The organism is Alteromonas sp. DYW1 (assembly GCF_059752595.1).
The window spans coordinates 1664445-1685764 of the sequence record NZ_CM186038.1; the positions used below are offsets into that span (position 1 = coordinate 1664445).

The following is a 21320-nucleotide window of genomic DNA, read 5'->3' on the forward strand; positions in this document are numbered from 1 at the left end:
TAAATTATGCAATGTCAGGTAGATGACAACAGACTCTGTGAAACCTCAAGATCAGCGCCACGTAAGACGCTTCTTCGGGTACCTAAAAGACTTTAAATTGCCGTTTATCATCGCCATTCTTGGGATGGTTGGATACTCCGGCGTTGATACATTCGTGTTTTTCCATCTGCAACCCATTATTGATGAGAGTCTAGGACAAAAAAATTACGCTATGCTGCGCACTGCAGCGTATTTGATCGTGCCGATTTTCATTCTGCGCGGACTGTTTAATTTCATGGGTAATTACACCCTTGCATGGATCAGTACGCAGGTTGTGATGCGCATGCGCCAACAGTTATTTGACAAATATATTCACCTACCGGTGAGTTTTCATGACGAAAAATCGGCCGGTACGCTTATCTCTAAAGTGACCTATGATACGGAGCAAGTCGCCAATGCCGCAGGTAAAGCCCTACTCATTTTGGTGCGGGACGGTGCGTTTGTTATCGGTTTGCTTGGTTCAATGTTTTACTACTCCTGGCAGTTGTCATCGATCTTTTTACTCATCGCTCCTTTAGTTGCAATCATCGTGTCGTATGTAAGTAAGCGTTTTCGCGCGGTTAGCCGCAATATTCAACAGGCGATGGGGAGTGTCACTACGGCTGTAGAACAAGCGGTCAAGGGGCACAAGGTCGTATTGATGTTCGGTGGCCAAACCATTGAGCACAATCGTTTCAAAGAAAAAAATAATCATAACCGACAACAAAACATGAAGCTGACCAACACCTCAATTTTAAGTGTTAGCCTCATTCAGATTATCGCTTCGGTCGCACTGGCCGTGGTGTTATTCATTGCCGGCACACCCGGGATGATCGACGATTTAAGTGCCGGTGTATTTCTTTCGGTGGTGATCTACATGGTCATGTTGTTGAAACCATTGAAACAGCTGACTACAGTCAACAACGAGTTTCAACGCGGCATGGCCGCCTGTGCGAGTATTTTTGAAATTCTTGATCAAGAAGAGGAAAAAAATACAGGTACCTTTGAAATGCAGCGCGCCAAAGGGAATATCCAAATTTGCGATGTAACTTTTTATTACCCACAGCAGTCTCGCCCAGCCTTGCAACATATTGATCTGTCGATCCAACCAGGGCAGACAGTTGCCCTGGTTGGGCGTTCGGGCAGCGGTAAGTCAACGCTTTCAAGTTTGTTAACTCGCTTTTATGCGCCTACCGAAGGCAGTATCCTGCTGGATGGTAAGCCGATTGATGAGTTCGAGCTGAAGTCACTCCGCCGTCAATTTGCCCTAGTGTCGCAACAGGTCACATTATTTAACGATACTGTGGCAAATAATATTGCTTATGGGGCTAACGGTCAGGTCACTCGAGAGGCGATTATCGATGCCGCTAAAATCGCCCATGTGGATGAATTTGTAGCTCAATTAAGCGATGGCTACGATACAATTATTGGAGAAAACGGATTGATGTTATCCGGCGGTCAGCGTCAACGCTTGGCGATCGCGCGGGCAATTTTGGTTAATGCGCCGATATTAATCCTAGACGAGGCAACCTCTGCATTGGATACGGAAAGTGAAAAGCTCATTCAAGATGCCTTAGAGCAACTGCAAAAGCGTTGTACCAGTATTGTTGTTGCACATCGCCTATCAACCATTGAAAACGCAGATAAAATTGTGGTCATCGACGATGGTAAGATCGTAGAGCAGGGTAATCACCACGAGCTATTACAGCGTGGCGGAGCCTATGCGCAACTGCACCAAATGCAATTTGGCAATGATGCTGAGCAATGAGTATACAGAAAGCGCTTGAAACCGGTTGGTATCAAAGTAAGCCTTGGCTTTGGTTGCTTTGGCCACTCAGTATGCTATTTGCACTGCTCAGTGCATTGCGCCGGGCTTTATACCGCTGGAAACTATTAAAATCCCATCGCCCTGAGGTTCCTGTTATCGTCATCGGTAACCTGACGGTTGGTGGGAATGGTAAAACACCGCTAGTACTCGCGTTGGCTGAATATTTGCTGCAGCAAGGGCGTCATGTTGGGATTTTAAGTCGTGGTTACGGCGGCCAGCAAACCGCGTTTCCATATCGTGTACAAGAGGGTGATTGCGCTGCTTTAGTGGGTGATGAACCCTTGTTGATCACCCGCCGGCTGGATTGTCCTGTGGTGATTGATCCGCAACGTGCACGAGGGGCGGATTGCCTCGTTGCACAAGGGTGTGACGTCATCATCAGTGATGATGGTTTACAACATTATGGATTGCAAAGAGATATTGAGTGGATAGTGATTGACGACCGCGGGTTTGGCAACCGGCGGTTATTACCTTCTGGCCCAATGCGTGAGGGGATATGGCGCCTGCGCCACGTCTCTGGGGTAGTGCACAACGGTAGCAGACCGCTTGTGCTGGATGTGCCGCTGGCTGTGCAGATGCGTTTAGCTGCTCAATGTTTTGTCAATGTAGCAGAGCCATCACTGAGATTAACGCTGGCGGATTTTAGACTGCGTTACTCCACTATTGCCGCAGTGTGTGCGATAGGAAACCCGCAGCGATTTTTTACCTCATTGTCAGAACTTGGTATTTCGTTAGAGCGACATCTGGTTTTTAATGACCATCATCTCTATCAGCCGTCAGATTTGCCAAAAGGACCATTACTGATGACCGAAAAAGATGCCGTTAAATGTCAGGGGTTTGCTCATCCTGATTGGTGGTTTTTACAGATTGATGCGGACTTGCCAAGGGCATTTTTTACCCAAACGATGCGACAGTTAATTCATGCTGATACAAATTTAAAGAGAAAAAATCATGGCATTTGATAAACAATTACTCGATGTGCTTGCCTGCCCGGTATGCAAAGGAAAATTACTTTATCGCGATACTGAGGAGCGCTTGATTTGTCGTTTTGATCGCCTCGCTTATCCTATTAAGGAAAATATTCCAGTGTTACTGGAGAATGAAGCGGCCTCATTAACGTTAGATGAAATTGAAGCCTTAAAACATGACTAATACTGAGTCAGCTGATTTTATTGTCATTATTCCGGCGCGTTACGGTTCAACACGATTTCCGGGTAAACCATTAGCGCAAATTCAACATAAACCAATGATCCAGCACGTATATGAGCGTGCCATTGAGGCGCATGCGACGCGTGTCATAGTGGCTACTGATGACGAGCGCATAGCCAACACGGTGGCACAGTTTGGTGGTGAGGTTTGTATGACGCGAAGTGACCACCAATCGGGAACCGAACGTCTTGCGGAAGTCATAGAGATTGAGGGTATCGCAGCGGATTCATTGATTGTCAATGTGCAGGGCGATGAACCGTTCATTCCCGCTGCTAATATTCGCCAGGTTGCTCACAACCTAGCGCAGCGTAAGCAATGTGCCATAGCAACACTGGCCACGCGTTTAAATGGTGAAGAGGAACTCAGTAACCCTAATGTGGTTAAGGTTGTCGCAGACCGCTACGGGCATGCCTTGTATTTTAGTCGTGCTCCGATCCCGTTTGATCGCGATAATGTGCAGCGGAATTTGGCTTATACGCCACTGCGACATATCGGAATTTATGCGTATCGCGCAGGCTACATTAAAACTTATGTGGAGTACCCCGCTTCAGATTTAGAAAAGATAGAGTCTTTGGAGCAACTAAGAGCGTTATGGAATAACGATAAGATCCATATAGAGCTGGCGGTGGCAGCACCACCCACAGGAATCGATACTCCGGAAGACTTAACCCGTTTAAACCAACAGTTGTTAGCAGGAGAAGAATGATGAATGTTGTGATCACAGGAGCAAATCGCGGTATTGGATTAGCGCTGACACAAGCTTATCTCGCGCGTGGTTGTCAGGTTTATGCGTTGTGTCGTCATGCCTCCGAAGAATTAAAGCAAACCGCTGCTACTGTCATCGAAGGGATCAATATGTTAGATCCTGACGCCCTACCAGAGCGTTTGGCTGCATTAGCATCTGTCCAAATTGATGTATTGATCAACAATGCTGGCGTATTAGCCCGTGAGTCACTGGATGATTGGAGCCCAGCAACCATAGAGCAACAATTCCGAGTGAATGCGTTGGCGCCACTATTGGTGACGCAGATCCTATTACCTCGCTTGTCGAAGGGAAGCAAAGTTGGGCTTATTACTTCACGCATGGGATCGATGCAGGACAATGGCTCTGGCGGTTACTATGGCTATCGGATGTCCAAAGCAGCGTTGAATGCCGCTGGCGTATCAATGGCACGCGATCTCCATTCGCAGGGTATTGCTGTAGCTTTATTACATCCGGGCTATGTGCAAACAGAAATGGTGGGGTATGGCGGTGATATCGATGCGACAACCGCAGCGAGTCGCTTGCAACAGCGGTTAGATGAGCTCACATTGGCAACATCAGGTACCTTTTGGCACAGTAATGGTGAAATTTTACCGTGGTAACAACCAAGTGGGTATGCATGGTGCTTGGCTTATCGCTCGGGCTTTTATGCGCTGACAATGCATTTTCAGAAGAGTCACTAGCCGCCTACTCGTGGAAGGAATTAACGCCCATACCACGAGCTGTACAAGAAATTTATCCGGTGTTACACCAACAACGATTGGTCGTAGTCGGTGGATTAACGCCTGATCCAACAGCAGAATGGATGGGGATTAGTGCAGAGACCTTCTGGTTTGACCCACAGTCGAATCAGTGGCAGACCGGTGTCGCACTACCAGAACCGCGACACCATCCGTTATTAGCATCCCATGTCAATGGCTTGTATGCCTTTGGGGGCTTTATCGAGAAGCATGGCGGGCTATGGCACAACTCAGTTGATGTTCTATTGTTACCAGAAAAGGCTGACACTTGGCAACGAGTTGCACACATGCCAATTCCGCTTGCTGAGTCACTGATCACTCAGTACGACGATCGGATTCACTTAGTCACTGGACGAACGCCTAGCAGTCCGACACAAAACGCGCAGTGGCGTGATCAAATCGATTCCGCTCGACACTTCGCTTTTTCTCCTGCAAGCGGTGAATGGCAAGAATTGCCTTCCGCTCTAACGGCGCGCAATAGCGCGTGTGGCGTCGTAGTGAATGGTCGTTGGCATACCATCGGAGGTCGCACTGTCAATGGAGGGAATTTAGCGGTCCATGAAGTGTATGATTTCGAGCAGCAAGGATGGTCGACATTACCACCTTTACCCCAAGCACAGGGCGGGTTAGCGTGCGCAGTGCTCAGAAAAGAGATCTTTGTGTTTGGCGGCGAGTTTTTTAACCACGGTGGCGGTGTCTATGCCGAGGTTTGGTCGTTTGATTTGTTAAGTCAGCACTGGCGTCAAGTGTCTGCTATGCCAGTTCCGCGACATGGACTAGGAGCAGTTACAGCTGAACAAGGTATTTACGTTGTCGGTGGCGCAGCTCAAGCGGGAGGCAATCAAACCTCCAGTCGTCTGAGCGTATTTACGCCAATACAAGACTGAGTCTATTAACGTAATCAGCGAGTAAAGGGGCACGTCATGCTGCCCCCTTTGTGTACACTTATTAATCCTCTGACAGTACCGCCCAACAATCGTGCTCGTTGGCATGAATGATCTCAGCCCAGACCCGCTGGCCAGGGCTTACGTCATGCACGCCATTCAAATGCACCACACCATCAATCTCTGGCGCATCAGCATAGCAACGACCAACCGCACCTTCTGCATCAACACTATCAATAACGATTTGATATTCCTGACCAATGCGCTGCTGTAAGCGGGCAGCACTGATCTCACCCTGCACTTGCATGAAGCGTTCAAGGCGTTGTTCTTTAACGCTTTCTGGCACCGGATCAGGGAGGTCATTGGCTTTTGCGCCATCAACCGCTGAATAAGGGAAACAGCCAACCCGATCCAATTGTGCCTCGCGTAGGAATTGCAACAATTCTTCGAATTCTTCTTCGGTTTCACCGGGGAAACCGACGATGAAAGTAGAACGAATAATTAGTTCAGGACATTGTTCGCGCCATTTCTTGATCCTTTCTATTGTCCGATCAGCACTGCCTGGACGCTTCATCAACCGCAGTATGCGCTTGTTCGCATGCTGAAATGGAATATCTAAATACGGCAATATTTTACCTTGCGCCATCAGTGGAATAAGCTCGTCAACGTGGGGATACGGGTAGACATAATGCAGACGGACCCACATATCGAGTTCACCCAGTTGTTCACACAATTGTTGCATGTGGGTTTTAACCGGCATGCCATTCCAGAATCCCGTGCGGTGCTTTATATCGACACCGTAAGCACTGGTATCTTGCGAGATCACAAGTAACTCATTAACCCCCGCCGCTTTTAGGCGTTTAGCTTCATCTAATACTTCACCTACAGGCCGACTTACCAAGTCACCCCGCATTGATGGGATGATGCAGAATGTACAGCGATGATTACAGCCCTCAGAAATTTTCAAATAGGCAAAGTGCCGTGGTGTGAGCTTAACCCCATGGTCGGGAACCAGGTTTACAAATGGATTATGTTCTGGTTTCGGTAGATGGGTATGCACTTGCTCTACCACGGTTTCGTAGGCGTGAGGCCCGGTAATGGCTAACACATTGGGATGGACTTCACGGATCTCATCCTCTTTAATACCCAAACAGCCGGTCACGATAACTTTGCCATTCTCTGCCAGTGCCTCACCAATCGTGTCGAGAGATTCTTGCACGGCAGCATCGATAAATCCGCAGGTGTTAACGATCACTAGATCTGCATCATTGTAGGTGGGAACAACATCATAACCTTCGGTGCGTAATTGGGTCAGGATCCGTTCTGAATCCACCAAGTTTTTTGGACAGCCAAGACTGATAAAACCGATCTTACTGGTATTGGCAGAGGCAGACTGCTGCGCCTGTTCACGCAATACCTTTTTCGGGGTTTCTAGGGTAGTGGTTTTTTTGGGGTCGACAATTTTTACTGTCATACGAGCAAGCCATTCGGGTAAAATTGACGGTATTATACTGACCGAAACTCATTTGGCGAAACAAAAGCGTAAAGGGGCACCTGTGTCGAGTGTGAATAGACTACCGTTTCCATTACATTGTTACGATGAAGCAGGGCATCTAAAACCTCCATTATTGTTATATGTCACCTGCTTATGGTTGGCGAAAGCGTTATTATTAATGCTGATATCTGTATCGATGCGTGAAAATCCAAGTGCATTGGTTAAATTGTATTATCCCGATAGTCAGCAATGGTATGTGAATGCATTGCCCGCGCTTGTCGGCGTGGCTGGATTTGTCTTGTTGAGTGTACGCGATAAACTTCGCGCGCAAACGATTAACTGGCAGGGCAGTGTACGGCTATTATTGCTGGCCGGATTGCTTTTAACCATTAGTATTCAAGGCCTGGCGATTGCGAACAATCAAGGTGTGTTTAGTTGGCGCCATGCATTGTCATTGATGGTGAGCTTTTTGCTGGTCGGCTACTTGCTCCGCAGCCGACGAGTTCACGCGTATCTGAGAGATAGATAACCGGCCAGCGTTACTGAGTGTTGTTGTTTAACGCTTGTTCAAAATAGGCATAGACACTGACTGTACTGTCATTTACCAGGCGCTCGTAGCAAATGCCAGCAAATGCGTAGGAGTGGCCGTTATAATCCAGAACGACATAGGGGGCTGCGGGATCACTGACATCATAGCGCCATTCGCCGCCGAGTGTTTGTTTAAACACTTCGCCAATAAAAGCCCCATAGATGTTACACAGCGTAAATACTACCTGGTCCTCTAAGGCACTATCTTGATACTTATCTAAAAAGCTGAGTAGTACATTGTCAACTTGCCGCACCGATTCCGGCGTGTAGGTTAACGTGATCCCAAATTCATTCTGCGTACTTTCAATGGCATTTTGCGCACTATCAGCCATTAAAGAGTCGAGTTCTTGTTGTTCCATGTGGTCTGCTTGCCTTTTTTTTAACTATTCTGCTTGAGATGGATCGATTTGTCGATGCTGGGTGATGAGTGAGGCCAGTAATTGTGAGCCCGGGCCCAAGTTATCTGGGGCAGGGACTACCAAAAATGCTGAAACTCGTTTGAACGAGCTTCCAGCAATGTTGAGCTGGTGCAACCGCCCCGTCGCGAGATATTCACACACAACATGTTTAGGTAACCAGCAAAAGCCAAGCCCGTTAAGCAGTAGCCCAACCGCACTGTCAAATTGACTGACTGTCCAGCGTTGTTCGGACTTAAGCCAACCTTGATTTTCAACGGGCAGATTGGCGGTATCCTTGATGACTAACTGTAAATGTTGCTGTAACTCATTGGGGTCGATTGGTTCAGGCAATTGCGCGAGTGCATGTTGCGGCGCACAAACCGCAATAAAGTCAATCATGGCCAAAGGTTCGCCAAGAAAGCCTTTGGGCACATTTGAACTGATCACGAGATCGGCTTGCTTGTGTTTAATTATCTCTTCGGTACCCGTCAACACACTATCAATCACTTTGACTCGACTGCCGCGCGATTGCGGTAAAAAATCAGCCAAACACTGAAACACGATGTCACGTGGGAAGGCTAATTCTACTGCAAGTGTTATTTCGGGTTCCCAAGCTTGCTGTATGTTGCTTGCTAGCGCTTCTAAATCTTCAGCATTTTGGGTGATGTAACGAGAGCGGCGCAGCATCACTTCACCTGCTTCAGTTAGGTAGGCTTTGCGACCCTTTACCTGTAACAGTTCGACGCCTAATTGCCGTTGTAGTTTTGCCACTGCGTGGTTCAGCGATGATTGGCTTTTATTGAGTTTTTCAGCCGCATGCGCATACCCGCCGTGATCGACGACAGCTTGTAAAATACGCCACTGCTCTAGGGTCGTTTTATGACGATACATCGCTCATTTACTTGCAGTTTAAATCTGTGTTTATAGTGAATGAACTGCTTCCGGGAATCAACAATGGCAAAAATGTAATGATAATTTCTAGTTTGAAATTGGCCAAATTGGCGATTGATTGCGTACCTAAAACTAAAACCGAGAGTTGTTAATGAAATACTATTCAACCTTACCGGCGACTGCGCTTGCTGTGTTCAGCTTAATGTCTGCGCTGATTTTCTTTGGTGTAATCCCAAGTGGGGCGGTTTTGTTGGATCGATTACAAATGGATATGTCTGGTGGGTTCTATTGGCTGATTGGATTAATAATCCTACTTGAATCCATTGTGTATGTGGGTTTTTACTTTCCGGGGCAGTTTTTTGCCGTTGTGCTAGTCATTTCAGCGCAACCCACGTGGCAGGATATTTTATATTTGACCTGCGCAATGGTGCTCGCGGCAACCTTGGGATCGTTTATCAATTATCAGTTAGGGCGCATTAATTCGACCCGTTATGATTCAGCTGAGCCAACCAAGTTGAGGCACCTTCTGCTGGCGATGATCCATATGAACTCATTGGCGTTTTTTATGTTTGCGCAGGGCGCTAATCACCGTCCGGTGCGCATAGTAGGGTTAGCGGGCCTGCTTAATTTGCCGTATTACTTGCTTCTCATCACAGCAACCGCAGTGTTAAGCGAAGAGGTGATGTTGCTCGCCGAGAATGGCTGGGTGGTATTGAGTATTTTACTCACTTGGTTATTAGTTTCGGTCGTGCTTGACATCCGCAATCACCGTTCACGCAGACTTGCGTAAAAACTTGTCGACGGCTCGAGCTGCAGCGACCATTCCGAAAGTTGCTGTTACCATAGTGCAGGCACCAAAACCCGCACTGCAGTCTAATCGACTTGCCCCCTGAAAGTGGGACTTGTTCGCTGCTACGCTGCCATCAGGTTGTGGATAGCGCAATTGCTCAGTGGAATATATACACTCAACACCAAAACGGCGTTGTGGATTCTTACTGAAACCATAAAAGCGACGAAGTTCAGAGCGTAACTTGGCGGACAATGGATCCTGAATGGTTTTGGCTAGATCACCACTGGTTACTTGGCGAGGGTCGATTTGACCGCCTGCGCCACCGACGGTGATCACGGGCACTTTCAGTCGTTTACAACGTGCAATAATCGCTGCTTTTGCTTTTATGCTGTCGGTCGCGTCAAGCACGACGTCAAAGCCGGTATCGAGGACGGTGGTGACATTATCAGGCGTAACGAAGTCTTCTATGGTGTTGATAGTCATCAATGGGTTGATCGCGCGCATTCGTTCAGCCATAACGTCAACCTTTGCTTGGCCAACGGTATCAGTTAACGCATGGATTTGACGGTTGGTATTGGTGGTACATATGTCATCAAGATCGATCAGGGTTATCTGTCCAACACCGGAGCGGGCAAGTGCCTCAGCGCTCCAACTGCCAACACCGCCGATGCCTACAACACAGATGTGCGCCTGTGCAAGCGCCTGCAATTGCTGCTCACCATACAATCGTGCAATCCCACCAAAACGTTGTTTTTCTGCCATGCCAATACTAGTCGCTCATCGTCGTAAGGTTGGGTAATATCGGGGTTAAGGTTTTAAAATTCAATTGGTTCTTCCGTTTTGCCACAAGATTTTGATTTGATTATTGCAGGTGCAGGTATCGTTGGTGCTGCTACTGCCTATTACTATAGCGCAAAATATCCGCACAAACGGGTCGCTTTACTCGAAAGTGAAGCGGCTCCGGCACAGCATCAAACCGGTCGTAATTCCGGCGTTATTCATGCCGGTGTTTATTATCCTCAGGGAAGCTTGAAAGCGCAATTTTGCCGGCAGGGGCTGGAGACCACGATTGGTTTTTGTCAGCAATATGGGATCCCTTATCAACAGTGTGGCAAATTAATCGTAGCCACTGACGTTGAGGAAGAGTCGCGCCTGCAGACACTGTTTGAAAATTGTAAGAAAAATGATTTAACTCCGCAATGGCTTGAAAGCAATGCAATCACCCACCGTGCACCCAATATTAAAGGGCAGAGTGCTGTTTGGGTTAAACATTCTGGCATTACAGACTACGTTCAAATTACTCAACAAATGCTAGAACTTGCGAAACAAAAAGGCGTACAGGTTTATTATCAACAGACGGTTGATCAAATTGATGAAACCCATGATGCAGTGCTATTGCACTGCTCAAGTGGGCGACAACACGAATGGCGGTCGCAACAGTTCGTTAACTGCACAGGGATATATGCTGATGAATTAATCCGGCGCACCGGACAGTCCCTGAATTTTAAACTAATTCCTTTTCGCGGCGAATATTATCGTTTGCATTCACGCCATAACCAGCTTGTGGATACGTTGGTTTACCCCGTCCCAGATCCAAGCATGCCATTTTTGGGGGTACATTTAACGCCAATGATTGGCGGTTATCTGACGGTTGGACCCAACGCCGTGTTGGCGCCGGGCAAACAAGCCTATACCAATAGCCAGTTTGATTTGCGCGATTGTTGGAATATTGCAGGTTACGCAGGGACATGGCGGCTATTAACCAAGTATCTGCGCCCTGGGCTCGCCGAATTGCGGGATTCACTGTCAAAGCGCGGTTACTTAAAGCGTATACGGCGTTATTGCGAGCAGATCGAGCTGCATGATCTGCTACCTTATCGGGCTGGCATTCGAGCTCAAGCAGTGGATACCCAAGGAAACCTTGCGCATGACTTTATCTTTGTTGCAACAGAACGGTGCTTGCATGTAGGTAATGCACCCTCACCAGCGGCAACCTCAGCGATCCCTATCGCGCAAACGATCGTTGAAAAGCTTTAATAGCGTTGTTCTTTTGCGTTGCATATTGGATCACTAGACAGCCACTTAAGTTAACCATGTGAGCTGAATTGTTCTAAAAATTAGTATTAAAAGGGCGTTTTATTGCGATTTAAATTTTATTATTTAGACACTAAAGTGTGGTTACCAGTTAATGTAATGTGAGGTCAATATGGGTTTACTCGTAGACGGTAAATGGCAAGACAAATGGTATGACACGGATGCTAGTAAGGGCAAATTTGAGCGTCAGGCGTCTAAATTTCGCAGCACCATAAGCCCGGAAGATTCGCAATATCAGCCGGAGTCAGGGCGGTATCACTTATATGTTTCCTTAGCGTGCCCGTGGGCGCATCGGACCTTAATTTTTAGACACCTTAAAGAATTACAAGAGCATATCAGCGTCTCGGTAGTACACCCGAATATGCTGGAAAATGGCTGGACCTTTGAGGATTTCCCTGGGGCAACCGGTGATACCTTGTATGGGTTCGATTTTATGCACCAACTGTACACCAAAGTCGATCCATCCATTACTACACGCGTAACGGTGCCGGTATTGTGGGATAAGAAAACTGAATCGATTGTTAATAATGAATCCGCAGAAATCATTCGTATTTTTAATCAGGGGTTTGATCATATAACGGGCAACACAGCGGATTACTATCCCAAGGATTTGCGGGCTGAAATCGACAAGATCAACGACTTCGTCTATCACAATGTTAATAACGGGGTTTACAAAGCTGGGTTCGCAACGACTCAGGATGCCTATCAAGAAGCCGTTATTGCATTATTTGAAGCACTTGAAGAACTCGAACAACGTCTAGCTAAACAACGTTTTTTGGTAGGCAAGCAGATTACCGAAGCGGATTGGCGGTTGTTTACCACGTTGGTGCGTTTCGACACCGTGTATGTTGGTCATTTTAAATGTAATTTAAAACGCATTGTCGATTATCCAAATCTATGGGGTTATTTACGCGATTTGTATAATCAACCCGGCATAGCTGAAACAGTTAATCAACAGCATATCAAGCGACACTATTACTATAGCCACGACATGATCAACCCTACAAGGGTTATTCCGTTGGGTCCTGAGGTCGACTTCACTCAACCTCATGGTCGGGAGTATTTATGATGAGCACGGCTGTAGTCACCCAAACCGCCATTGGAATGGCGGCACAAGATGGCGCTGGCGTGAAGTTAAAACGGATCATAGGGCAGCCAGGGTTACAGAATCTCGATCCATTTTTAATGTTAGATGAATTTGGCTCTGCGAGCAGCGCTGATTATTTACCCGGGTTTCCGCCGCATCCACATCGCGGCTTTCAAACCGTTACTTATATGCTTACTGGAAAAATGCGGCATCGCGATTCGGTTGGTAATGATGGTGTGATCGAAAGCGGCGGGATCCAATGGATGAATGCAGGTAGAGGTATCATTCATGAAGAGATGCCTGAACAGCAAGATGGGTTGTTGCGTGGGTTTCAATTATGGGTAAATTTACCCGCAAAAGAAAAGATGTCGGCACCGGATTATCAAGACATTCCTGCTGCTGAGGTACCGTGTTGGCAACGGGAAGACGGATTAAACGTGCGTTTACTAAGTGGCAGTTTGGATGGGCATACAGGTCCAGTTAAAGCATTGAAGCAAGAGATGCCAGAACCGTTCTTCGCCGATTTTAGGAGTCTCCCTGAGCAAGCGAGTGCAATTCCACTTAACCCAAGTTATCAGTATTTTGTGTATGTATACGAAGGCGCTATAGCAATCGGGGATACAAAGTTAAGTAAAGGTTCGTTAGGCGTGCTCTCAAACGCTGAATTAGTGCAGATCAACAGTAATGCTGAAGGCGCATCTTGGTTACTGATTGGTGGTCAACCTTTGCGTGAGCCGATTGTGCAGTATGGCCCATTTGTGATGAACACACAGCAAGAAATCCAACAAGCGCTGTGGGATTATCAAAATAATCAGTTAACTACGGCACGATAGCATTCTCACTGAACTTACCGTTGCGTCAAACTGTTGGGTTCACTACTATAGAACGGATTTGTAGATAATTTATAGGAACGTCTATGCAACCCGTTGTTTTAGCTGGTGGATCTGGCAGTCGCCTGTGGCCTAAATCGCGTCAAGCGCTACCGAAACAGTTTCTTTCTCTCACATCAGATAAGACAATGTTGCAAGACACGCTTGCGCGGTTACCACAAGAGAATTGTGACGCTCCGATTATAATCTGTAACGATGCGCATCGCTTTCTCGTGGCTGAGCAATTACGCCAGTCTGATGTTGCACATGGCGGCATTATTTTAGAACCAGTGGGGCGCAACACCGCTCCGGCAATCGCATTGGCAGCATTACACGCACTTAAATCTGACGCGCATGCAACACTACTGATTTTAGCCGCCGATCACCTTATTCAAAACGTTGCAGCGTTTCAAACTGCGATCAGTCAAGCCGAATCTCTGGCTGCTCAAGGAAAACTAGTGACCTTTGGGATTGTGCCGGATAAGCCCCATACCGGTTATGGTTATATTCGTTCTGGCAGTGAGTTAGGCACAGGCTTTACTGTGTCTGAGTTTGTTGAAAAGCCGGACCTCGCAACTGCTGCTCAATATGTCGCAAGTGGAGAATACTTTTGGAACAGCGGCATGTTTATGTTTAAAGCGCAAGCGTATATTGATGAGCTCGAAAAATATGCGCCGGAAATTCTGGAAGTTTGCCAGCGTGCCATTGACACTGAAACACCTGATTTAGATTTTATTCGGGTTGATGCAGATGTATTCGCACAATCCCCCAGTGACTCCATTGATTATGCAGTGATGGAAAAGACTCAGTTAGCTGCCATGGTTACGCTCGATGCCGGTTGGAGTGATGTTGGCAGTTGGTCGAGTCTGTGGGAAACTGCGCAAAATAAGGACGAGCAGGGCAATGTCATCATTGGTGACGTGCTGTTAGAAAACGTTGAAGAGACCTATATAAATGCGGAAAACCGCTTAGTTGCAGCGGTTGGGGTTAAGGATCTGGTCATTGTTGAAACCAAAGATGCAGTACTAGTAGCAGATAAATCCAACGTGCAGGATATTAAAGCCATTGTTGCCGAATTGCATAAGCAACACCGGCCAGAATATGAGTTTCACCGCGAAGTTTACCGTCCATGGGGTAAATATGACTCAATTGATACCGGAGAGCGTTTCCAAGTCAAACGGATTACAGTTAAGCCGGGAGAAATGTTAAGCGTACAAATGCACCATCATCGTGCAGAGCATTGGATTGTGGTTTCGGGAACAGCCAATGTTACTATTGATGGTAAGGTCAACATTTTGACCGAGAATCAGTCTATCTATATTCCCATTGGTGCAGTCCATGCGTTAGAGAATCCGGGCAAAATCCCACTTGAGCTCATTGAAGTACAATCCGGCTCTTATTTAGGTGAAGATGATATTGTACGCTTTTCTGATCGATATGGTCGTTCTCCAAAGGAACTCTCAGAATGACGCGTAAGATTAGCTGTTTTAAGGCCTATGATATTCGCGGGCAACTGAATGCTCAGTTGGATGAAAGTATTGCTTACCGAATCGGTTATGCTTTAGTCGAAACGTTGTCAGCCAAGAAGATCGTGGTCGGTAGTGATATCCGGTTAACGTCAATTCCTCTCAAGCTGGCGTTGGCTGCGGGGGCGATGGATGCCGGAGCAAGTGTTATTGATATTGGTACCGTTGGTACCGAAGAGATTTATTTTGCTGCTAAAGAGATGCCGGTCGATGCTGGTATAGAGGTTACCGCAAGCCATAACCCGATTGATTATAACGGCATGAAAATCGTAAAAGCGGGTGCGGTTCCCATTAGTGGCGATAGTGGTTTGCATGATATCCAAACACGCGCTGAAAGCTATTCAGATGACTGGGTTTTATCCCAACTAGCGCAGTACGTCGCTAACGATTATGCAGCTGTTGACCCAGCTAAATTCATTGCAGGCAAAAGCTTGGTTTGTGTCGCTAATTTAATTGCTTCAGGCAACTATCAGCAGAGTGATCATCGTGACGCCTACGTCACACACGTGTGTAGTTATATTGATATTAACAAGTTAGCCGGACAAAAATTAGTGGTAAATGCCGGCAATGGTGCAGCCGGTCCTACTCTTGACGCTATCGAGGAGTATCTGCACCAGCACGGGGCCGAGGTAACTTTTGTTAAGGTCCATCATCAGCCTGACGGTACCTTTCCAAATGGCATACCGAATCCACTATTGCCAGAGAGTCGAGCCGATACTGCTGACGCTGTACGGGACAACAAAGCGGATATGGGAATTGCCTGGGATGGGGATTTTGATCGCTGTTTTTTGTTTGACGAAAATGGCGATTTCATTGAAGGCTATTATATCGTCGGCTTATTGGCTGAAGCATTTCTGGCAAAACATGCAGGCGCAAAAATCATTTATGACCCACGCGTTTACTGGAATACTGAAGATATAGTGACGCAAGCAGGTGGCATGCCGATTAAAAGTAAAACCGGCCATGCGTTTATCAAAGAACGGATGCGCAAAGAGGATGCCATTTATGGTGGTGAGATGAGTGCGCACCATTATTTCCGTGATTTTGCTTATTGTGATTCAGGCATGATCCCTTGGCTATTGGTCGCAGAGCTCATCGCGACTAAAGGATTACCCTTGTCACAGCAGGTTGCTGCGCGCATTGATGCTTATCCATCGTCAGGTGAGATTAATAGTCAACTCAACGACGCTGATGCTGCTTTGGCACGTGTCATTGAACATTATCATGCACAGGCATTAAGCGTTGATGATACCGATGGTGTAGGGATGGACTTTGGGGCATGGCGCTTTAATTTGCGTCAATCCAATACCGAACCCGTCATCCGCTTGAATGTTGAAGCAAAAGGTGACATTGCACTGATGGAAGCCAAAACGACTGAACTATTGACGCTAATTCGCGCTGAGTAAACATGTTTTTGACAATCCTCTGGGTAACTTGTTAAGGCGACCTGATAATTAACAAGCTGAGGTTAACCGACAATCACCATTACCGCATGAGCAGCCACGACAACCGTGGTTAATACTACGCGTAAACGGGTGTAATCAATAATCATAGATGGCGTCATTTGCAAAGTGAATTTGTCGTAAACCACCATACCAATAAAGCCTAATGACAGCACGCCAAGTGCGCGCGTATCGGGAAATAATATTAATGCTAACCAGCCGAGGATGCTTGGTAGCATAGCCACATATACTTGGTGCCAATAGCGATTCTCAGTCACTGCAGCATACCAATGTATCCCACCTAAAAAAGATAAAATAATCGCTGAATATTGGGTGAAGAAGACGAAACCTTGGGTGTAGCTTAGGGTTTCCATAATAATCGCGAGTGGGATGATCAGAAAGGGGATAAGTCCTAAGTAGCCTAGCAGTTTAGCGTTGTTTGGCATTTTGTACCTCCATAAAAAAATAGCGCCTGTTGGGGCGCTATTTAAGTCTATCGAATAAATTCGGGTAGCAACAATTACTTTTTAATTGGCTTATATTCGCGACGTGCTTCACCCGTGTATAACTGACGAGGGCGACCAATTTTTTGGCCTGGTTGCGACAGCATCTCGTGCCAATGTGAAATCCAGCCAACAGTGCGTGAAAGCGCAAAGATACAAGTGAACATATTAGTTGGAATTCCGATCGCTTTAAGGATGATGCCAGAATAGAAATCCACATTTGGGAATAATTTTTTCTCAGCAAAATAGTCATCACTTAGCGCAATTCGCTCAAGTTCCATAGCGACATCGAGTAAGGGGTCACTGATTTTTAGTTCACTCAACACTTCATGGCAGCTTTCGCGCATCACCGTGGCGCGCGGATCGTGGTTCTTGTAAACACGATGACCAAAACCCATTAGACGGAACGGGTCAGACTTATCTTTGGCACGTGCAATAAACTCAGGAATACGATCGACTGAGCCAATTTCCTCCAACATATTCAAGCAGGCTTCGTTAGCACCACCGTGAGCTGGGCCCCACAAAGAAGCAACACCCGCAGCAATACATGCATACGGATTAGCGCCTGATGAACCCGCTAGACGGACAGTTGATGTTGATGCATTTTGTTCGTGATCAGCATGCAAAATAAAGATCCGATCCATAGCGCGCTCAACCGCTGGAGAGATTTGGTAATCTTCAGCTGGTACTGAAAACATCATGTTTAGGAAGTTAGCTGCGTAGCTAAGGTCATTGCGCGGATAGACAAATGGCTGACCAATGTTGTACTTGTAGCACATAGCAACAAGGGTTGGCATTTTTGCAATTAGACGATGTGCGCTGCGAATGCGTTGTTCAGCATTATTCACGTCTAAGTCACTGTGATAGAAAGAAGACATCGCACCTACAGTGCCGCAAAGCATTGCCATCGGGTGAGCATCGTTTCTAAAACCATGGAAGAACATATTAATCTGTTCGTGCACCATGGTGTGACGGGTAATCGTTTCTTTAAATTCCTGATACTGCTCAGACGTTGGCGCATCACCATGTAATAACATGTAGCAAACTTCTAAATAGTCGGCATCTCTGGCCAACGATTCGATATCAAAACCACGGTGTAACAATTCACCTTTGGCTCCGTCGATATATGTAATGGAAGATTCGCACGATCCGGTAGCCATGAAGCCAGGGTCGAAGGTGAAATATCCATGCGCACCTAAGGCCCGAATATCAATCACGTCGTGACCTGCAGTTCCGCTTAAGATAGGTAATTCAATTTCTTTGTCACCGGCTTTTAGAATGGCTTTTTGGTCGGCCATAAATGCTCTCCTCAGACTGGTTCGTTTGGTCGCTGTGAAACGCGTTTTTGCGCGAAGCGACTGGAAAAGTGGCGCTATTTGTACTGATAAAGTCGCAATAAGTCAATTTTAATGCGTATTTGCTCAATAAATATTCTAGATTGTTGAGGGTTATAATCCAGTCCCAAATAGCAGTTGCTGAATCTTTACGACTAAAGTCTTAAAATAGAACAAAAAATTGTATTTATAGTAGCTGCTGGATATACTCTTTGGGTCTTGGATTCATAGCATAAATAGTCTGTGAACTAAGTGTCACAAAATTCACAAACAGTTAACATCTCAATGGATGAGGCTTTTAACTATTATAACTAAACACGCAGTGGGACACCGTCGCCGTGTTGATTACAGACCTTACAGGCAAAAATATTGTGAAAAAGCAACGACCAGTAAATTTAGATCTTAATACAATTAAATTTCCGCCGTCCGCTATCACGTCAATTCTGCACAGAGTGACAGGGGTAGCTATGTTTTTTGCGTTATTGTTTGTCATTTGGGCTTGGGCCGTTTCTCTAGGTTCAGCTGAAGACTTCAATTACGTACAATCTCTTCTTGATGGGGTATTCGGTAAGATTATCGCTATCGGCACATTATCCGCTTTGACATACCACATCCTGGGTGGTATTCGCCATGGCATCATGGATTTGGGCTATTGGGAAGAACTTGAATCAGGTAACACCAGTGCCAAAGTAACGATTGGTTTATGGGTGGTTCTTACGGTGGTTATGGGAGTTGTATTATGGTAACAAACCAAGCGTCGATTAAACGTAATGGTGTACAGGACTACGTATCATTACGTGCTACTGCAATTATTATTGCACTTTACAGTTTTTATTTAGCGTGGTTTTTTATCACCACTGACTCAATAACCTATGCCGTGTGGACAGGCTTTTTCTCAAGCATCTTCATGAAAGTTTTCACATTGGCGGCTTTAGTCTCGATTATGATCCACGTTCGCATTGGACTGTGGCAGGTACTAACTGACTACATTAAGCCTGCGGGATTACGTGCATTTTTGCAGTATTTGCTAAACCTTATTGCCTTCGCATACGTAGCTGTTGGCGTATTTGTTTTGTGGGGAGTGTAGTATGAGTATAGCAATTCACGAATACGATGCAGTTGTCATCGGAGCCGGTGGCGCGGGTATGCGCGCGGCATTACAAATTTCACAAAGCGGTAAATCCTGCGCTTTGTTATCAAAAGTTTTCCCTACACGCTCGCACACGGTGTCAGCGCAAGGTGGCATCACAGTAGCGTTAGGCAATTCCCATGAAGACAACTGGGAATGGCATATGTACGATACAGTGAAGGGTTCTGATTACATTGGTGATCAGGAAGCCATTGAATACATGTGTAAAACGGGTCCTGAAGCCATCATTGAAATGGAAAACATGGGTCTACCGTTTTCGCGCTTTGAAAACGGTAAAGTCTATCAACGTCCATTTGGTGGACAGTCGAAGAATTTTGGCGGTGAGCAGGCAGCGCGCACAGCGGCGGCAGCTGACCGTACCGGCCACGCATTATTGCACCTGTTGTATCAACAAAACGTTAAAAACAAGACGAAGGTTTTTAGCGAGTGGTACGCTTTGGATTTGGTCAAGAACCAAGACGGCGATGTTGTTGGCTGTACTGCGATCGATATCGAAACGGGTGAGGTCGTATACTTCAAAAGTAAAGCTGTAGTGCTTGCAACCGGTGGTGCAGGGCGTATTTATGCGTCAACCACTAACGCCCACATCAATACCGGTGATGGCGTAGGTATGGCACTACGCGCGGGTGCACCGGTGCAAGATATGGAAATGTGGCAGTTCCATCCGACCGGCATTGCTGGCGCAGGAACACTGGTGACTGAAGGCTGTCGTGGTGAAGGTGGTTACCTGTTAAATAAAGACGGTGAGCGCTTCATGGAGCGTTATGCTCCGAATGCGAAAGATTTGGCCGGTCGTGACGTTGTAGCCCGTTCCATGATGACTGAGATCCGTGAAGGTCGCGGATGCGAAGGCCCTTGGGGTACACATATTAAATTGAAACTCGATCACCTAGGTAAGGACGTGCTTGAATCGCGCTTGCCTGGGATTTTGGAACTTTCACGCACGTTTGCTCACGTCGACCCAGTGAAAGAGCCAATCCCAGTAATTCCAACCTGTCATTACATGATGGGCGGCATTCCAACTAATGTTGATGGCCAAGTGATCAAGGTCGATGAAAACGGCAACGAAACACCAATGAAAGGCTTGTTCGCTTGCGGTGAAATTGCATGTGTATCAGTGCACGGTGCCAACCGTTTGGGTGGTAACAGCTTGCTTGACCTTGTGGTATTCGGTCGCGCAACAGGTTTACACTTAGGTGAAAAAATCGATGAAATTGCGCCAACACGTGATGCCTCTGAGACCGATATTGATGAAGCGCTTGCGCGGTTCAATCGTTGGGAAAATTCAGAGAAAGGCAAAGGCGAAGATCCAGTACAAATCAAAAAAGACATGCAACAATGCATGCAGCTTAACTTCTCGGTATTCCGTGAAGGTGATGCAATGGCCGAAGGCCTTAAAGAGTTATCTGAAATCCGTGAGCGCCTCAAACACGCGCGCTTGGATGATAAGAGCAGTGATTTCAATACCATGCGTATCGAATGTCTAGAATTGGATAACTTGATGGAAACTGCGTACAGCACAGCAGTCGCTGCCAACTTCAGAACTGAAAGTCGTGGCGCACATAGCCGCTTTGACTATCCGGATCGGGATGATGAAAACTGGTTGTGTCACAGTATTTATCTGCCGAGTTCTGAGACAATGATTAAACGTGACGTGAATATGGCGCCGAAATTGCGTGAAGCATTCCCGCCAAAAGTCCGTTCGTACTAA

General features: G+C 46.6%; 22 protein-coding genes. 16 read left to right on the forward strand and 6 right to left on the reverse strand.

All coding sequences use genetic code 11. From position 1 onward, the window contains the following. Positions 1 to 22: 22 nt before the first annotated feature. Genes msbA through AC121Z_RS07420 form a run of 6 tightly spaced genes read left to right on the forward strand, consistent with a single transcriptional unit; the run spans position 23 to position 5445 of the window. Complete coding sequence (gene msbA, locus AC121Z_RS07395) at positions 23 to 1786, forward strand: lipid A export permease/ATP-binding protein MsbA (RefSeq protein WP_498127774.1); 1764 nt, start codon at positions 23 to 25, stop codon at positions 1784 to 1786. Beyond that, the gene (gene lpxK / locus AC121Z_RS07400) at positions 1783 to 2808 is read left to right on the forward strand and encodes a tetraacyldisaccharide 4'-kinase (RefSeq protein ID WP_498127775.1); all 1026 of its coding nucleotides are present in this window, start codon (positions 1783 to 1785) and stop codon (positions 2806 to 2808) included. Before msbA ends, lpxK begins: the two co-directional genes overlap by 4 nt. Further along, on the forward strand, positions 2798 to 2998 hold the full coding sequence (locus AC121Z_RS07405) for a Trm112 family protein (RefSeq protein WP_498127776.1): 201 nt from the start codon (positions 2798 to 2800) through the stop codon (positions 2996 to 2998). Before lpxK ends, AC121Z_RS07405 begins: the two co-directional genes overlap by 11 nt. Next, positions 2991 to 3761, forward strand: a complete 771-nt coding sequence (kdsB, locus tag AC121Z_RS07410; protein ID WP_498127777.1) for a 3-deoxy-manno-octulosonate cytidylyltransferase — start codon at positions 2991 to 2993, stop codon at positions 3759 to 3761. The genes AC121Z_RS07405 and kdsB overlap by 8 nt, the downstream gene beginning before the upstream one ends. Next, positions 3761 to 4420 carry an SDR family oxidoreductase gene (locus AC121Z_RS07415; protein ID WP_498128181.1) on the forward strand — a complete coding sequence of 220 codons (660 nt, stop codon included), beginning with the start codon at positions 3761 to 3763 and terminating at the stop codon, positions 4418 to 4420. Before kdsB ends, AC121Z_RS07415 begins: the two co-directional genes overlap by 1 nt. Next, positions 4414 to 5445: a Kelch repeat-containing protein gene (locus tag AC121Z_RS07420; protein ID WP_498127779.1), complete on the forward strand. Its 1032-nt coding sequence runs from the start codon at positions 4414 to 4416 to the stop codon at positions 5443 to 5445. The genes AC121Z_RS07415 and AC121Z_RS07420 overlap by 7 nt, the downstream gene beginning before the upstream one ends. Positions 5446 to 5506: 61 nt before the next feature. Here the strand turns inward: AC121Z_RS07420 and rimO are convergent, their stop codons facing one another. After that, positions 5507 to 6916 (reverse strand): 30S ribosomal protein S12 methylthiotransferase RimO, encoded by a 1410-nt coding sequence (gene rimO, locus AC121Z_RS07425; protein WP_498127780.1) that lies wholly within the window; start codon positions 6914 to 6916, stop codon positions 5507 to 5509. 82 nt (positions 6917 to 6998) lie between these two features. On the opposite strand from rimO, the gene AC121Z_RS07430 reads away from it, so the two are divergent. Beyond that, positions 6999 to 7466, forward strand: coding sequence for a DUF2919 family protein (locus tag AC121Z_RS07430; protein WP_498127781.1), 468 nt, complete (start codon positions 6999 to 7001; stop codon positions 7464 to 7466). Positions 7467 to 7476: 10 nt separating this feature from the next. On the opposite strand, the gene AC121Z_RS07435 is transcribed toward AC121Z_RS07430, so the two are convergent. Continuing rightward, entirely contained in the window at positions 7477 to 7884 is a 408-nt protein-coding gene (locus tag AC121Z_RS07435; RefSeq protein ID WP_498127783.1) for a hypothetical protein, read from the reverse strand. A 24-nt stretch (positions 7885 to 7908) separates the two neighbouring features. Beyond that, a complete protein-coding gene (locus AC121Z_RS07440; RefSeq protein ID WP_498127785.1) occupies positions 7909 to 8814 on the reverse strand; it encodes a LysR family transcriptional regulator in 906 nt (301 codons plus the stop codon). A 151-nt stretch (positions 8815 to 8965) separates the two neighbouring features. Here AC121Z_RS07440 and AC121Z_RS07445 point away from each other — a divergent pair, with 151 nt between their 5' ends. Further along, the gene (locus tag AC121Z_RS07445; protein ID WP_498127787.1) at positions 8966 to 9604 is read left to right on the forward strand and encodes a hypothetical protein; all 639 of its coding nucleotides are present in this window, start codon (positions 8966 to 8968) and stop codon (positions 9602 to 9604) included. On the opposite strand, the gene tcdA is transcribed toward AC121Z_RS07445, so the two are convergent. After that, positions 9587 to 10366: a tRNA cyclic N6-threonylcarbamoyladenosine(37) synthase TcdA gene (gene tcdA / locus AC121Z_RS07450; RefSeq protein ID WP_498127789.1), complete on the reverse strand. Its 780-nt coding sequence runs from the start codon at positions 10364 to 10366 to the stop codon at positions 9587 to 9589. The two genes, AC121Z_RS07445 and tcdA, sit on opposite strands and share 18 nt — an antisense overlap. A 78-nt stretch (positions 10367 to 10444) precedes the next feature. On the opposite strand from tcdA, the gene lhgD reads away from it, so the two are divergent. From lhgD to AC121Z_RS07475, 5 genes are all read left to right on the forward strand, one after another. Next, positions 10445 to 11641, forward strand: coding sequence for an L-2-hydroxyglutarate dehydrogenase (lhgD, locus tag AC121Z_RS07455; RefSeq protein ID WP_498127791.1), 1197 nt, complete (start codon positions 10445 to 10447; stop codon positions 11639 to 11641). Positions 11642 to 11810: 169 nt separating this feature from the next. Beyond that, positions 11811 to 12767 (forward strand): glutathione S-transferase family protein, encoded by a 957-nt coding sequence (locus tag AC121Z_RS07460; protein ID WP_498127792.1) that lies wholly within the window; start codon positions 11811 to 11813, stop codon positions 12765 to 12767. Further along, positions 12764 to 13618, forward strand: a complete 855-nt coding sequence (locus AC121Z_RS07465; protein WP_498127793.1) for a pirin family protein — start codon at positions 12764 to 12766, stop codon at positions 13616 to 13618. The genes AC121Z_RS07460 and AC121Z_RS07465 overlap by 4 nt, the downstream gene beginning before the upstream one ends. An 83-nt stretch (positions 13619 to 13701) precedes the next feature. Next, positions 13702 to 15123, forward strand: a complete 1422-nt coding sequence (locus tag AC121Z_RS07470; protein WP_498127795.1) for a mannose-1-phosphate guanylyltransferase/mannose-6-phosphate isomerase — start codon at positions 13702 to 13704, stop codon at positions 15121 to 15123. Continuing rightward, a complete protein-coding gene (locus AC121Z_RS07475; RefSeq protein WP_498127796.1) occupies positions 15120 to 16586 on the forward strand; it encodes a phosphohexomutase domain-containing protein in 1467 nt (488 codons plus the stop codon). Before AC121Z_RS07470 ends, AC121Z_RS07475 begins: the two co-directional genes overlap by 4 nt. A 62-nt stretch (positions 16587 to 16648) precedes the next feature. Here AC121Z_RS07475 and AC121Z_RS07480 read toward each other — a convergent pair whose 3' ends face one another. Together AC121Z_RS07480 and AC121Z_RS07485 are read right to left on the reverse strand one after the other, a co-directional pair. Next, the gene (locus tag AC121Z_RS07480) at positions 16649 to 17068 is read right to left on the reverse strand and encodes a DUF3429 domain-containing protein (protein WP_498127798.1); all 420 of its coding nucleotides are present in this window, start codon (positions 17066 to 17068) and stop codon (positions 16649 to 16651) included. A 74-nt stretch (positions 17069 to 17142) separates the two neighbouring features. Then, positions 17143 to 18423: a citrate synthase gene (locus AC121Z_RS07485; RefSeq protein ID WP_498127799.1), complete on the reverse strand. Its 1281-nt coding sequence runs from the start codon at positions 18421 to 18423 to the stop codon at positions 17143 to 17145. Positions 18424 to 18830: 407 nt separating this feature from the next. Here AC121Z_RS07485 and sdhC point away from each other — a divergent pair, with 407 nt between their 5' ends. The 3 genes from sdhC to sdhA are packed head-to-tail and all read left to right on the forward strand — an operon-like array spanning position 18831 to position 21320. Continuing rightward, entirely contained in the window at positions 18831 to 19205 is a 375-nt protein-coding gene (gene sdhC / locus AC121Z_RS07490; RefSeq protein ID WP_100657487.1) for a succinate dehydrogenase, cytochrome b556 subunit, read from the forward strand. Continuing rightward, on the forward strand, positions 19199 to 19546 hold the full coding sequence (gene sdhD, locus AC121Z_RS07495; protein WP_100657160.1) for a succinate dehydrogenase, hydrophobic membrane anchor protein: 348 nt from the start codon (positions 19199 to 19201) through the stop codon (positions 19544 to 19546). Before sdhC ends, sdhD begins: the two co-directional genes overlap by 7 nt. Before the next feature lies 1 nt (position 19547). Then, positions 19548 to 21320, forward strand: a complete 1773-nt coding sequence (gene sdhA, locus AC121Z_RS07500; protein WP_498127800.1) for a succinate dehydrogenase flavoprotein subunit — start codon at positions 19548 to 19550, stop codon at positions 21318 to 21320.